This window comes from Pseudomonas sp. S3(2024) (assembly GCF_036861315.1).
In the GTDB taxonomy this organism is placed as follows: domain Bacteria; phylum Pseudomonadota; class Gammaproteobacteria; order Pseudomonadales; family Pseudomonadaceae; genus Aquipseudomonas; species Aquipseudomonas putida_A.
This window is the reverse complement of sequence record NZ_JAZAQQ010000014.1, coordinates 47,128-60,553: the sequence shown is the minus strand read 5'-3', so window position 1 is coordinate 60,553 and position 13,426 is coordinate 47,128. Positions and strand designations below refer to the sequence as shown.

At 60.8% G+C, this 13,426-nt stretch carries 13 protein-coding genes; 7 read left to right on the top strand and 6 right to left on the bottom strand.

The window, feature by feature from the left end; translation table 11 throughout:
• Positions 1 to 2 precede the first annotated feature (2 nt).
• The 3 genes from VLA07_RS25095 to VLA07_RS25085 all read right to left on the bottom strand — a co-directional run bounded on the left by VLA07_RS25095 (position 3) and on the right by VLA07_RS25085 (position 1,794).
• Positions 3 to 644, bottom strand: coding sequence for a thiol:disulfide interchange protein DsbA/DsbL (locus VLA07_RS25095; RefSeq protein WP_027610241.1), 642 nt, complete (start codon positions 642 to 644; stop codon positions 3 to 5).
• A 200-nt stretch (positions 645 to 844) separates the two neighbouring features.
• Positions 845 to 1,456, bottom strand: a complete 612-nt coding sequence (locus VLA07_RS25090) for a c-type cytochrome (protein WP_103367995.1) — start codon at positions 1,454 to 1,456, stop codon at positions 845 to 847.
• A gap of 32 nt (positions 1,457 to 1,488) precedes the next feature.
• Positions 1,489 to 1,794: a c-type cytochrome gene (locus tag VLA07_RS25085; RefSeq protein WP_333992198.1), complete on the bottom strand. Its 306-nt coding sequence runs from the start codon at positions 1,792 to 1,794 to the stop codon at positions 1,489 to 1,491.
• A 191-nt stretch (positions 1,795 to 1,985) separates the two neighbouring features.
• On the opposite strand from VLA07_RS25085, the gene yihA reads away from it, so the two are divergent.
• Complete coding sequence (gene yihA, locus VLA07_RS25080) at positions 1,986 to 2,630, top strand: ribosome biogenesis GTP-binding protein YihA/YsxC (protein ID WP_027610238.1); 645 nt, start codon at positions 1,986 to 1,988, stop codon at positions 2,628 to 2,630.
• A gap of 283 nt (positions 2,631 to 2,913) precedes the next feature.
• On the opposite strand, the gene polA is transcribed toward yihA, so the two are convergent.
• Complete coding sequence (polA, locus tag VLA07_RS25075) at positions 2,914 to 5,718, bottom strand: DNA polymerase I (protein WP_333992196.1); 2,805 nt, start codon at positions 5,716 to 5,718, stop codon at positions 2,914 to 2,916.
• A 74-nt stretch (positions 5,719 to 5,792) separates the two neighbouring features.
• On the opposite strand from polA, the gene VLA07_RS25070 reads away from it, so the two are divergent.
• Both VLA07_RS25070 and VLA07_RS25065 read left to right on the top strand, forming a co-directional pair.
• Complete coding sequence (locus tag VLA07_RS25070; RefSeq protein WP_007962757.1) at positions 5,793 to 6,089, top strand: DUF2782 domain-containing protein; 297 nt, start codon at positions 5,793 to 5,795, stop codon at positions 6,087 to 6,089.
• Positions 6,090 to 6,150: 61 nt separating this feature from the next.
• On the top strand, positions 6,151 to 7,104 hold the full coding sequence (locus VLA07_RS25065) for a homoserine kinase (RefSeq protein ID WP_333992194.1): 954 nt from the start codon (positions 6,151 to 6,153) through the stop codon (positions 7,102 to 7,104).
• A gap of 140 nt (positions 7,105 to 7,244) precedes the next feature.
• Here the strand turns inward: VLA07_RS25065 and VLA07_RS25060 are convergent, their stop codons facing one another.
• Positions 7,245 to 8,165, bottom strand: coding sequence for a zinc ABC transporter substrate-binding protein (locus tag VLA07_RS25060; protein WP_247269481.1), 921 nt, complete (start codon positions 8,163 to 8,165; stop codon positions 7,245 to 7,247).
• A gap of 66 nt (positions 8,166 to 8,231) precedes the next feature.
• On the opposite strand from VLA07_RS25060, the gene VLA07_RS25055 reads away from it, so the two are divergent.
• Genes VLA07_RS25055 through VLA07_RS25040 form a run of 4 tightly spaced genes read left to right on the top strand, consistent with a single transcriptional unit; the run spans position 8,232 to position 11,031 of the window.
• Entirely contained in the window at positions 8,232 to 8,714 is a 483-nt protein-coding gene (locus VLA07_RS25055; protein WP_097090199.1) for a Fur family transcriptional regulator, read from the top strand.
• Positions 8,714 to 9,499: a zinc ABC transporter ATP-binding protein ZnuC gene (znuC, locus tag VLA07_RS25050; protein ID WP_027610233.1), complete on the top strand. Its 786-nt coding sequence runs from the start codon at positions 8,714 to 8,716 to the stop codon at positions 9,497 to 9,499. The genes VLA07_RS25055 and znuC overlap by 1 nt, the downstream gene beginning before the upstream one ends.
• A complete protein-coding gene (gene znuB / locus VLA07_RS25045) occupies positions 9,492 to 10,280 on the top strand; it encodes a zinc ABC transporter permease subunit ZnuB (RefSeq protein ID WP_008081222.1) in 789 nt (262 codons plus the stop codon). Before znuC ends, znuB begins: the two co-directional genes overlap by 8 nt.
• Positions 10,281 to 10,317: 37 nt before the next feature.
• Positions 10,318 to 11,031: a PA5502 family lipoprotein gene (locus VLA07_RS25040; RefSeq protein WP_247269484.1), complete on the top strand. Its 714-nt coding sequence runs from the start codon at positions 10,318 to 10,320 to the stop codon at positions 11,029 to 11,031.
• A gap of 91 nt (positions 11,032 to 11,122) precedes the next feature.
• Here VLA07_RS25040 and katE read toward each other — a convergent pair whose 3' ends face one another.
• Positions 11,123 to 13,264: a catalase HPII gene (gene katE, locus VLA07_RS25035; protein WP_333992185.1), complete on the bottom strand. Its 2,142-nt coding sequence runs from the start codon at positions 13,262 to 13,264 to the stop codon at positions 11,123 to 11,125.
• Between the last annotated feature and the right edge of the window lie 162 nt (positions 13,265 to 13,426).

Sequence of the window (13,426 nt, the reverse complement as noted above, 5' to 3'; positions counted from 1 at the left end):
GCTTAGTTGGCGGCTGCCTTGTTGGCCGCTCGCTCTTTGGCGACCAGTTGATCAGCCAGTTTCAGGGCTTGCTCGGCACCACCGGCAGAGCCGATGTCGAAGCGGTACTTGCCGTTGACGATCATGGTTGGCACGCCGGTGATTTCATACTTCTTGGCCAGCTCACGCGCTTTGACGATCTGACCTTTGATCGCGAACGAGTCAAAGGTGGCGAGGAACTTGTCCTTGTCCACGCCTTGTGTGGCGAGGAAGTCAGCCATGTCGTTCTTGTCGGTCAGCTTCTTGTGTTGTTTCTGGATTGCTTCGAAAACCGCAGCGTGAACCTTGTGCTCGACGCCCATTGCTTCCAGGGTCAGGAACATTTGGCCGTGAGCGTCCCACGGGCCGCCGAACATGGCGGGAATACGTACGAAGTTGACGTCGGACGGCAGTTTTTCAACCCAGGGATTGATCACCGGCTCAAACGCGTAGCAGTGCGGGCAGCCATACCAGAACAGCTCGACCACTTCGATCTTGCCAGGCTCTGCCACCGGTACCGGGTTGGCCAGCTCGACATAAGGGGCGGCCGGTGCTTCGGCGGCCTGGGCGGTCACGCCGAACAGGCTGGCAGCGACGAGAGCGGCGCTGATGATCAGATTACGCATGCTTTACTCCTGGACAATTTTGGTCGCCTCGCGCGACCTGTTTTCAGACAGATCCTGGCGGGCATGAGTTCTGTAGTGTAACGGCAGCGGCCACAAAAAAGGGCGGCCAAAGCCACCCTTTTTATACTTGCTGCGACGGATTAATCGAGCGTTAACGTTGCAGGAGATGTCCATCAGCGTTAACGCTCGATTCAGGGCGGTTAGTGCAGGCCCTGGATGTAGCTGGAGACTGCGGCAATGTCTTCGTCGCTCAGTTTGCGCGCGATGGTGCGCATGGTCATCGCGTCGCCGTCGTTGGCGCGACCACCTTCTTCCTTGCGGAAGTCGGTCAGCTGTTTGGTGATGTATTGAGCATGTTGGCCACCCAGGTGCGGGAAACCTGCAGCAGCGTTGCCTGCACCGTTCGGCGAGTGGCAGCCGGTGCAGGCTGGCAGGCCTTTTTCCAGATTACCGCCGCGGAACAGCGCCTCACCACGAGCCACGATCTTCGGATCAGCGGCACCGACGCTGCCTTTCTGGCTGGCGAAGTAAGCAGCAATGTCAGCCAGATCCTGATCGCTCAGGTTGGTCAGCAGGCCGGTCATTTCCAGAACCTGGCGCTTGCCCGACTTGATATCGTGCAACTGCTTGTCGAGGTAGCGTTCACCCTGACCGGCCAGTTTCGGGAAGTTTGGCGCCATGCTGTTCCCGTCAGGGCCATGGCAGGCTCCGCAGACGGCAGCTTTTGCCTGGCCGGCGGCGGCATCACCGGCAGCATGGGCGAAGCCTGAAATTCCCACGGTCAACAGCAGACTCACGATCAATTTGTTCATCAGCTAATCCAACTACGGCTAAGGGTTAAGAGTTATGGACCGGGTTTACTCTCGCTCATCCAAAGGATGATGGCCTGGTAATCCTCGGCACTGCAGTCCATGCACAAACCACGCGGCGGCATCGCCTTGAAACCCTGGGTCACGTGTTGCACCAGCGTCTCCATACCTTTCGCCAACCTCGGCGTCCAAACTGCCTGATCGCCTCTTGCGGGCGCCATGGGTAGTTGGCCGGAATGACAGGCACCACAAACACGGTTGTACACGGCTTCCGGTTCCTGTGTAGCCTGTGCGCCGCAAAGCGGTATCAGGACTCCGGCAGCCAGCAGCCATTTCGTCATAAAACGACCTTTTCAGGGTTGAGAGCGTTCTGCGTTCTGATGCGCAATCAAGGTCTTTGGCTCTCATGAACTTCATCCTTCGCTGGGACAAAGCACACACAAAATCTGCGGCATTATATACTGGCGTCACTGAAACGGAAGCGACACCGCGTTCCGCGCCCAATCCCGGCGCCGCCCACATCGGAAATCCCATGCAACTCAAGAATCCCATCCTCGGCCTGTGCCAACAGTCCACGTTCATGCTCAGTGCCGCCAAAGTCGATCAATGCCCTGACGACGAAGGCTTCGAAGTGGCGTTCGCCGGTCGTTCCAACGCCGGTAAATCCAGCGCACTGAACACCCTGACTCACGCCAGTCTGGCGCGCACCTCGAAAACCCCGGGTCGCACACAGCTGTTGAACTTCTTCAAGCTAGACGATGAACGGCGTCTGGTCGACCTGCCGGGCTACGGTTATGCAAAAGTACCGATCCCGCTCAAGCAACACTGGCAGCGTCACCTTGAGGCTTACCTCGGTGGCCGGGAGAGTTTGAAGGGTTTGATTCTGATGATGGACATCCGTCATCCAATGACCGACTTCGACCTGCTGATGCTCGACTGGGCCGTTGCGGCCGGCATGCCGATGCATATTCTGCTGACCAAGGCCGACAAACTGACCTACGGCGCTGCCAAGAACACGCTGCTGAAGGTGCAGGCGGAAATCCGCAAGGGCTGGGGCGATCTGGTGACAATCCAGCTGTTCTCCGCGCCAAAGCGCATGGGGCTGGAAGAGGCCTACACTGTGTTGGCAGGCTGGATGGAACTGGCCGATAAAGGTGCCGAATTGCCTGCTGAGTAAATCGCAGGCAAAAAAAGCCCCGGACTTCATATGGGGAGGGAGAAGTTCCGGGGTTCAAGTTCCGAACCGCTAGGGCGGGGTTCAGATATCTGCCAACACTTAACACAACATAGGAGCATCGAAGGGCTTCACCAGCCATTCAGTATCTCTGAGTAGTGAGTTGTCAGATTAGTTCAGATTTTTTTCAAAAAGGTTTGGAATAACCGCAAGCGCGATTCGAAATAAGCGCTTTTCGGCCGTTTGCCGCGACAGTGTGTTGCGGCAAACGCCCGGCCTAGACGCCTCAGTGCGCCTCATCCCAGTTGTTGCCGACGCCAACTTCCACCAGCAACGGCACGTCCAGTTTCGCCGCTTCGCTCATGTGCAGGCGGATTTCCTGACTCACCTGATCGACCAGATCCTCGCGAACCTCCAGTACCAGTTCGTCGTGCACCTGCAGGATGACTCTGGCGTCCAGCCCGGACGAGGCCAGCCAGTTATCCACCGCCACCATGGCTTTCTTGATGATGTCGGCGGCGGTGCCTTGCATCGGCGCGTTGATCGCCGTGCGTTCGGCGGCAGCGTGTTCCTGCGGCTTGTTCGAGTTGATTTCCGGCAGATATAGGCGACGACCGAAGAAGGTCTCTACATAGCCTTGGTCGGCGGCCTGCTTGCGGGTGCGCTCCATGTATTCGCGTACACCCGGGTAGCGGGCGAAGTAGGTGTCGATGTAGGCCTTGGCGGTCTTGGTGTCGACGCCGATGTCCTTGCCGAGTTTCTGCGCGCCCATGCCGTAGATCAGGCCGAAGTTGATCGCCTTGGCGCCACGGCGCTGGTCGGAAGTCACGTCGCTCAGCTCGACCTTGAATACTTCAGCGGCGGTCGCGGTGTGCACGTCCAGATTGTTGCGGAAGGCGTTCATCAAGCCTTCGTCCTTGGACAAGTGGGCCATGATCCGCAGTTCGATCTGCGAATAGTCCGCTGCCAGCAGTTTGTAGCCTTTGGGCGCGACGAACGCCTGACGGATGCGGCGGCCTTCAGCGGTACGCACCGGAATGTTCTGCAGGTTCGGATCGCTGGAGGACAAGCGCCCGGTCGATGCCACGGCCTGGTGATACGAGGTGTGGATACGCCCGGTGCGCGGGTTGATCTGCTCCGGCAGGCGATCGGTGTAGGTGCTTTTCAGCTTGCTCATGGAACGGTGTTCCATCAGCACTTTCGGCAAGCGGTGATCGTCCTCAGCCAGTTTTGCCAGCACTTCCTCGGCGGTCGATGGCTGGCCCTTGGCGGTTTTCTTTAGTACCGGCAGGCCGAGTTTTTCGTAGAGGATCACGCCCAGCTGCTTCGGCGAGCCGAGGTTGAATTCTTCGCCGGCGATTTCGAACGCTTCGCGCTCCAGCGCGACCATCTTGTTGCCCAGCTCGATGCTCTGGATGCCGAGCAGCTCAGCATCGACGAACGCGCCCTGACGCTCGATGCGCGCCAGCACCGGCACCAGCGGAATCTCGATGTCAGTCAGCACGCTGGCCAGGCTCGGGATTGCGCTGAGTTTTTCAAACAGGGTCTGATGCAGGCGCAGGGTAATGTCTGCGTCTTCGGCGGCGTACGGGCCGGCCTGCTCCAGAGCGATCTGGTCGAAGGTCAGCTGCTTGGCGCCTTTGCCGGCGATGTCCTGGAAGCTCACGGTGGTGTGATCCAGGTACTTCTGCGCGAGGCTGTCCATGTCGTGGCGGGTGGCGGTGGAATTGAGCACGTAGGACTCAAGCATGGTGTCGAAAGCGATGCCGCGCACGGTGATGCCTTCGTTCTGATCACCGCCGATGGCGCAGTTGGCGAGAATGTTCATGTCGAACTTGGCGTGCTGGCCGACCTTGAGTTTGTTCGGGTCTTCCAGAATCGGCTTCAGCGCGCGCAGCACGGTGTCGCGATCCAGCTGCTCCGGCACGCCGATGTAGGAGTGGGTCAGCGGAATGTACGCGGCTTCGTTGGCTTGCACCGCGAACGACAGGCCGACCAGTTGCGCCTGTTGCGCGTCGATGCCGGTGGTTTCGGTGTCGAAAGCGAACAGCTTGGCGTTGTTCAGTTTCTCCAGCCAGACGTCGAAACGCGCCTGATCCAGGATGGTTTCATACGCTGCTTCGGTTGGAGCGGCAGGGGCTTCTTCTGCGGGGGCGCTGAACAGATCACCAGCCGGCGCAGGTTCGGCGGCGGCGCTCAGTTCCTGGCGCTTGGCGTCACGATCCAGATCATTCAGCCAGCTCTTGAATTCCAGCAAGGTGTACAGCTCGTAGAGCTTGGCCGGGTCTTCCGCGCCCATCTGCAGATCATCGAGGCCGATGTCCAGTGGCACGTCGACCTTGATGGTCGCCAGTTGATAGGAGAGGAAAGCCATCTCCTTGTGCTCTTCGAGCTTGGCCGGCAGGGTTTTCGCGCCGCGAATCGGCAGGGTCGGGACGATGTCGAGATTCGCGTACAACTCGGTCAGGCCGCCGTTGACGCCGACCAGCAGGCCGGAGGCGGTCTTGGGGCCGATGCCGGGAACGCCCGGGATGTTGTCGGAAGAATCGCCCATCAGCGCCAGATAATCGATGATCTGCTCGGGTGCGACGCCGAATTTCTCCTTCACGCCCTCCACATCCATCGAGCTACCGGACATGGTGTTGACCAAGGTAATGTGGCCATCGACCAGTTGCGCCATGTCCTTGTCGCCGGTGGAGATGATCACCGGACGATCCGCCGCCGCACTGCTGCGTGCCAGGGTGCCGATCACGTCGTCCGCCTCGACGCCTTCCACGCACAGCAGCGGGAAGCCGAGGGCGATCACGCTCTGGTGCAGCGGCTCGATCTGCACCCGCATGTCGTCGGGCATGCTTGGGCGATTGGCCTTGTATTCGGCGTACATCTCATCGCGAAACGTCCCGCCCTTGGCATCGAAGACCACGGCGAACGGGCTGTCCGGGTACTGCTTGCGCAGACTCTTGAGCATGTTCAGCACACCTTTGACCGCGCCGGTCGGCAGGCCTTTGGAGGTGGTCAGCGGTGGCAGGGCGTGGAAAGCGCGGTACAGGTAAGACGAACCGTCCACCAGGACGAGGGGGGCTTGGCTCATGAGCAGAATCAACCTTTTCGGCGGGCCCGGCGCTAGAATAGCGGGACCGTTGACGACAAAGGGACAAGGTTATCATGCGTACGTTAAATCGCTTGCTGCTGGTCGGTTTGATTGCTGCCTCACCATTGGCCGCGATGGCGGCGGATGATGCGCCGTCAAAGGAGCCGGAAGTTACCATTAACACGCACACCGAAGGCGACAAGGTCATTCAGGAATACAGTCGCAGTGGCTTTGTGTATGCGATCAAGGTCACGCCGAAGGGCGGCAAACCGTATTTTCTGGTGCGCGCCGATGGTTCGGACGTGAACTACATCCGTTCCGACCAGCCGGATATGCTGATTCCGTCGTGGGAAATCTTTACCTGGAAGTAAGATTCCCGACTTTTAATCGGCGCCGCTTGATCGCGGCGCCCGAACTGAGCAGTTTTTAACCATGTCTGTGTTCACCCCCCTGGCTCGGCCCGAGCTGGAAACCTTTCTCGCCCCTTACGGGCTCGGCCGTCTGCTTGATTTCCAGGGGATCGCCGCCGGCAGCGAAAACACCAATTTCTTTATCAGTCTGGAGCATGGCGAATTCGTCCTGACCCTGGTCGAGCGCGGCCCGGTGCAGGAAATGCCGTTCTTCATCGACCTGCTTGACGTGCTGCACGAGGCCGATCTGCCGGTGCCCTACGCGCTGCGTACCACTGACGGCGTGGCCCTGCGTGAACTGAAGGGTAAACCGGCATTGCTCCAGCCGCGCCTGTCCGGCAAGCACATCAAAGTTGCCAACGCCCAGCATTGCGCGCAGGTCGGCGAGTTGCAGGCGCATCTGCACCTGGCGACCCAGGGCGAGCGCATGATCAAGCGCAAGACCGATCGTGGCCTGGACTGGATGCTGGAGGAGGGCACCGAGTTTCTCTCGCATCTGGCGGACGAGCCGCGTGTGCTGCTGCGCAAGGCGCTGGATGAAATCACTGTGCAGAAAGAAAGAATCCTCGCGCTGCCACGGGCCAACATTCATGCGGATCTGTTCCGCGATAACGCGATGTTCGAAGGGACGCACCTGACCGGCTTGATCGACTTCTACAACGCCTGTTCGGGGCCGATGCTCTATGACGTGGCGATTGCCTTGAACGACTGGTGTTCGGACGAGGAAGGCTTGATTGACGGGCCGCGTGCCCGCGCATTCCTCGGCGCCTATGCGGCGCTGCGTCCGTTCACTGCCGCTGAAGCGGAGCTATGGCCGACCCTGCTGCGTGTGGCCTGTGTGCGGTTCTGGCTGTCGCGGTTGATCGCCGCCGAGCAGTTTGCCGGGCAGGACGTGCTGATTCACGATCCGCGGGAGTTCGAGCAGCGCTTGGCGCAGCGGCAGCAGGTACATACACCGCTACCTTTCGCCCTTTAAAAGCTTCGCGAGCAGGCTCGCTCCCACATTGGATTTGCGAACGACAAATGTCCATGTGGGAGCGGGCTTGCTCGCGAATGGGCCGGCAAATTCAGCATCTATGTTGAATGCCCACCGCTTTCGCGAGCAGAAGTTGGGGTTTACAACGATTCCAGGCACCCGGCCAAATCGTTGCCCAGCTTTTCCAGCACCTGCTCATACCCCTGAGCTGTCGCCGGTGTATAGCCGCCCAACGCATCCAGTTCCGCCAGCTTCACCGGCAGGCCCGCCACCAGGGTTTCCGCCAGGCGTGGACGCAGCGGCGGTTCGCTGAACACACAGGTCTTGCCGACTTCCTGCAGGCGTTTGCGCATTGCCGCCACATGCTGCGCGCCGGGCTGCACTTCCGCTGCCACACTGAATACCCCGGTGTGCTTCAGGCCGTAAGCGTCTTCGAAGTAATCGAACGCTTCGTGGAACACGAAGTACGGTTTGCCTTCAACGCTGGTCAGACGTTTTTTCAGGCGCGCATCGAGCGCATCAAGACGCTCGTCGAAGGCCTTGGCGTTGCTCTGGTAGCGCTCGGCGTTGGCTGGGTCGGCAGCGCTCAAATCAGCCGCCATCCTGTCGGCAATCACCCGAGCATTGACCGGCGATAGCCACAAATGCGCGTCCAGCGTGCCCGGGCGATGATCGTGATCATGCTCGTCGGCATCTTCGGCGTGGGAGTGGCTGTCTTCGGCAAAGCGGCGCAACTTCATACCCGGCAGGTCCTGCACGGCCACGCTCGGCAGCGTACGACCGTTCAGCACGCGCGGCAGGAAACCTTCCATATCCGGGCCGATCCAGTACAGCAGATCCACCGATTGCACCTTGCGTACGTCGGACGGGCGCAGGGCGTAATTGTGCGGCGAGGCACCCGGTGGCAGCAGCACTTCCGGAATGGCGATCCCGTCCTGCACCGCCGCGGCAATCAACTGCAGCGGTTTGATGCTGGTGAGAACCCTGACCTCGGCCTGAGCCGAACCGATCAGCAGAAAACTGGCGATAAACGCCACAAAAACAGAAAAAAGTCGGGACACGATGACCACTCAAGGAGGCGAGAACGGGTAACATAATAACGTCTCTATCAAAACGCGTCGCCGCCCATGCCTATTACACCGATTGCCAGCCGTCCCCACGACCACTCTCATTGCGTGCACAGCGCACTGACCGAGGCCGATACCTTGTGCGCCCAGAAAGGCCTGCGCCTGACTGCGTTGCGCCGGCGGGTGCTGGAACTGGTGTGGCAGAGCCACAAGCCACTGGGCGCCTACGACATTCTGGCGGTACTGAGCGAGCAGGACGGCCGCCGCGCCGCGCCGCCGACCGTGTACCGCGCGCTGGATTTCCTTCTGGAAAACGGCTTGGTGCACCGCATCTCCTCGCTCAACGCCTTCGTCGGTTGTGTGCATCCCGAGCATGCGCATCAGGGCCAGTTCCTGATCTGCCGCGAGTGCCACGCCGCGATCGAGCTGGAACAGAAAGCCATCAGCGACGCGATCATCCACAGCGCCAGGGATGTCGGGTTCATCGTCGAAGCGCAGACCGTCGAAGTGGTCGGCCTGTGCTCCGGTTGCCAGGGGGCTTGATGAGCAACCCGTTGATCCGTCTTGAGCAGGTCGCCGTCACTTTTGCCGGGCAGACCGTGCTGGACAACATCGAGCTGAGCGTCGAACCGGGACAGATCGTCACCCTGATCGGCCCCAACGGCGCCGGCAAGACCACTCTGGTGCGGGCCGTGCTAGGGCTGCTGAAACCGGACAGCGGCAGCGTCTGGCGCAAGCCGAAACTGCGCGTCGGCTACATGCCGCAAAAGCTGCACGTCGATCCGACCTTACCGTTGTCGGTGCTGCGCTTCCTGCGTCTGGTGCCGGGCGTTGATCGTCCGCGTGCGCTGGCGGCGCTCAAGGAAGTCGGCGCCGAACATGTCATCGACAGCCCGGTGCAAAGTGTTTCCGGCGGTGAAATGCAGCGCGTGCTGCTGGCCCGGGCGCTGCTGCGCGAGCCGGAGCTGTTGGTGCTTGATGAGCCGGTGCAGGGCGTCGATGTCGCCGGGCAGGCCGAGCTGTACAGCCTGATCACCCGCCTGCGTGACCGTCACGGCTGCGGCGTGCTGATGGTGTCCCACGATTTGCATCTGGTGATGAGCACCACCGATCAGGTGGTGTGCCTGAATCGCCACGTCTGCTGCTCCGGGCATCCCGAGCAGGTCAGCGGCGATCCGGCGTTTGTCGAGCTGTTCGGCAAGAATGCGCCGAGCCTGGCGATCTATCACCACCATCACGACCACGCCCACGACCTGCACGGTTCGGTGGTCAAGGCGCCCGGTGCGGGCCACACCCACGTTCACGGAGACCACTGCAAGCATGGCTGATTTTCTGTTGTATGCCCTGCTTGCAGGTCTGGCGCTGGCGCTGGTCGCCGGGCCGTTGGGTTCGTTCGTGGTCTGGCGGCGCATGGCCTACTTCGGCGACACCCTGTCACACGCTGCGCTGCTCGGCGTGGCCCTGGGCTTTCTGCTGGATGTCAGCCCGACCGTTGCGGTGACCGTCGGCTGCCTGCTGCTGGCGGTGCTGCTGGTGACCTTGCAACAGCGTCAGCCGCTGGCCTCCGACACGCTTTTGGGAATTCTCGCACCGAGCACGCTCTCTCTCGGGCTGGTGGTACTAAGCTTCATGCATGAAGTGCGGATCGACCTGATGGCCTATCTGTTCGGCGACCTGCTGGCGATCAGCCCGACCGATCTGGCGTGGATCCTCGGCGGCAGCGCGGCGGTGCTGGTGTTGCTGGTGACGCTGTGGCGGCCGCTGCTGGCGATCACCGTGCATGAGGAATTGGCCAAGGTCGAAGGCCTGCCGGTGGCGGGCCTGCGCATGGCGCTGATGCTGTTGATTGCGGTGGTGATCGCGGTGGCGATGAAAATCGTCGGTGTGTTGCTGATTACTTCGCTGCTGATCATTCCGGCGGCTGCGGCACAACGTCACGCCCGCTCGCCGGAGCAGATGGCCGTGGGCGCGAGCCTGCTGGGTATGCTCGCCGTATGTGGCGGGCTGGCGTTGTCATGGTTCAAGGACACCCCGGCGGGGCCGTCGATCGTTGTGACGGCGGCCGCACTGTTTCTGCTGAGTTTTGTTCTGCCCCGTCGAGGGGTGTAGACTTGCTCGCTTTTTGCGCAATTAGAGAGTCGCAGGAATGAAGCCGTTCGCCTCCCGTTATCTGCTCCTTGTCGCATTTTCCGTGCTGCTGGGCGCCTGCCAAAGCACGCCGCCGGTGGCCGAAGCCCCCGACGCGCGGGCCACGGCCATCGCACAGCTGGAGCAAAGCCTGGCCAGCAGCGAACTGGCCACCGCCGAAGACCAGTTGGCCGCGTTGCAGGCACAAAACCCCAACGATCAGTCCCTGGAGCAATATCAGCGCCAGTTGGCCGAGGCCTACCTGCGCCGCAGCCAGATCGTGTTGCAGAAAGGTGATGTGAACGCCGCAGCCACTGCGCTGAGCCGTGCCCGCGCTCTGATGCCCAAAGCCCCGGCGCTGACCGGTGGCGTCAACGGCGCCATCACCGAAGCCCGTAAGGCCGAGCTGGAGAAAGCCGAAGCGGCGCTGCTGGCGGCCGAAGCCAAGCCGAAAGCCAAGGTCATCGATCCGACTGCCGAAAGCACCACGGTGGCGCTGAACATTAACGATAGCCGCAAGCTTCGCCGGCAACTCGACGCGATCGCCGCCGATGTGGTGAATTATGAGTGTGCCGTGAGCATCCAGGCGCCGCGCACCCAGGATTACCCATGGCTGGCGACGTTGCTGAGCAAGCGCGTGAAGAAACTGAATCCGGATTTCGAGCTGCAGATCGAGAAGCAGATCCTGCGCACGGTGCCGGCGCAGATGGTTCTGATTCCAGCCAAACCCTAAAGCTTCGCGAGCAGGCTCGCTCCCACAGGTACAGCGTGAACCCGTGGGAGCGAGCCTGCTCGCGAAAGCGTCCTCTCAGCCAGCCAAGAACTTAAGCTGGAATGGCCTTAGCCTTAGGCTCCCGCGCCCAGACCCGATGCTGCCCGATCGCCGCAAAGAACGGCTTGGTCAATCCCGGCACATCCTTGCCCTGCAGCAGTCCTGCATCCGCTTCCAGCTTCAGTAGATCCTGCAACTGCTTGGCCTCGCCGTGCAGCGCAATCGCCTTGAGGTGCTTGTAGGCTTCCAGCAGGTAATGCAGCGCCACGCCGTCGCCACTCAACGCCTTGATCGAGGCCGCACCACCCGGCACGAACACCGCATCGAAGATCACTGAAGGCATACTTTCCATGGATGCGTCCACCGGCAGGGCTTTGCCGTCGGCAGTCTTCACCGGTGCCGAAGTCGGGCCGAGCAGCTTGGCGTGCGCACCTTCTGCTTCCAAGGCCTTTTTCATCGCATCAATCGCTGCACCATCGACGCCGTTAGCGGCAAGAATCGCCACTTTGCGGGTTTTGATGTCCTCTGGCAGCAGATTCGCCTGACTCAGCGCTGGCGAATGATCGAACGAGGTTTTACGCACCTCGACCGTGCCTTTGCTTGGCGCTGGCAATCCGAGGTTGGCCGCCACACGTTTGGCCAATTCCAGGTCGATGTTGGCGAGAATCTCATTCACCTGCCGTGCACGAATAAACTCGCGTTCGACCTTGCCCAGCTCGAAGCTGTAGGCGGCAATGATGTGCTCCTTCTCGTGCTCACTCATGCTGTTGAAGAACAGCCGCGCTTGCGAGAAGTGATCGCTGAACGACTCGCTGCGCTGGCGGATCTTGTTCGCATCGATGCGTTCCGGGTAGCTCTCGAAGCCGCCGTCCTGCGCGGCTGGCGGAGTCTCTTTCGGCCAGCCGCCATCAATCGAGTTCGGCTCGTAGGACGCGCGCCCCTTGTCGATCACTGTGCGGTGCTGCGCGTCGCGCTGGCCGTTGTGGAATGGCGCCACCGGGCGGTTGATCGGCAGCTCATGAAAGTTCGGCCCACCGAGTCGGCTGATCTGCGTATCGGTGTAGGAAAACAGCCGGCCTTGCAGCAGCGGGTCATTGGAGAAATCGATGCCGGGCACGATGTGGCCGGGGCAGAATGCGACCTGCTCGGTCTCGGCGAAGAAGTTGTCCGGGTTGCGGTTCAGGGTCATCTTGCCCAGCGGGGTGATCGGCACGATTTCTTCGGGGATCAGCTTGGTCGGGTCGAGGATGTCGAAATCGAAGTCATGTTCGTTTTCCTCCTCGATGATCTGTACGCCCAGCTCCCATTCCGGGTAGTCGCCCATCTCGATGGCTTCCCAGAGATCGCGACGGTGGTAGTCGGTGTCTTTACCGGCGAGCTTCTGCGCTTCGTCCCACACTAGCGAACAGGTGCCGGCAGTCGGGCGCCAGTGGAATTTGACGAAGCGTGATTTGCCCTCGGCGTTGACCAGGCGGAAGGTATGCACGCCAAAGCCTTGCATGCTGCGCAGGCTTTTCGGGATTGCCCGGTCGGACATCGCCCAGATCACCATGTGCGCCGATTCCGGTACCAGCGAGACGAAGTCCCAGAAGGTGTCGTGGGCCGAGCCGCCAGTGGGGATTTCGTTGTGCGGCTCGGGTTTCACCGCATGGACGAAGTCGGGGAACTTGATCGCGTCCTGGATGAAGAACACTGGCATGTTGTTGCCGACCAGATCGAAGTTGCCCTCGTCGGTGAAGAACTTCACCGCGAAACCGCGCACGTCGCGCACGGTGTCACCGGAACCGCGCGGCCCCTGCACCGTGGAAAAACGCACGAACACCGGAGTCTTTTTCCCCGGATCCTGTAGGAAGCCGGCCTTGGTCAGTGTCGAATGGTTCTCGTAGGCCTGAAAGAAACCATGCGCGCCAGTGCCGCGCGCGTGAACAATGCGCTCCGGAATGCGTTCGTGGTCAAAGTGCGTGATTTTCTCACGCATGATGAAGTCTTCCAGCAACGACGGCCCGCGCGGGCCGGCCTTGAGGGTGTTCTGGTTATCGGCGACCTTCACCCCTTGGTTGGTACGCAGGGCCTGGCCGGTAGCGTCGGAGCGAAATTTCTCCAGGCTGTCGAGTTTGGCGTTGGTGTTGGCGCGATCCTTGGTATCGGTTCCGGCCAGCTGGCTTTTGTCGGTCGTAGGTTTCTTGCTGCTCATCAGACGTAAACTCCTCGGTTGACCCCGTTTCGACGGGGACTCTTGAGCGTTTCCGGGCACGGTTACCCAGGGTTTCAAGTCGCTTAACTAGTGACCAATGAGCGGGAACGGGCGTTCCTTTTTTATGACCTTTGATCTTGTTATTGCCAAATCGAAGGTTAA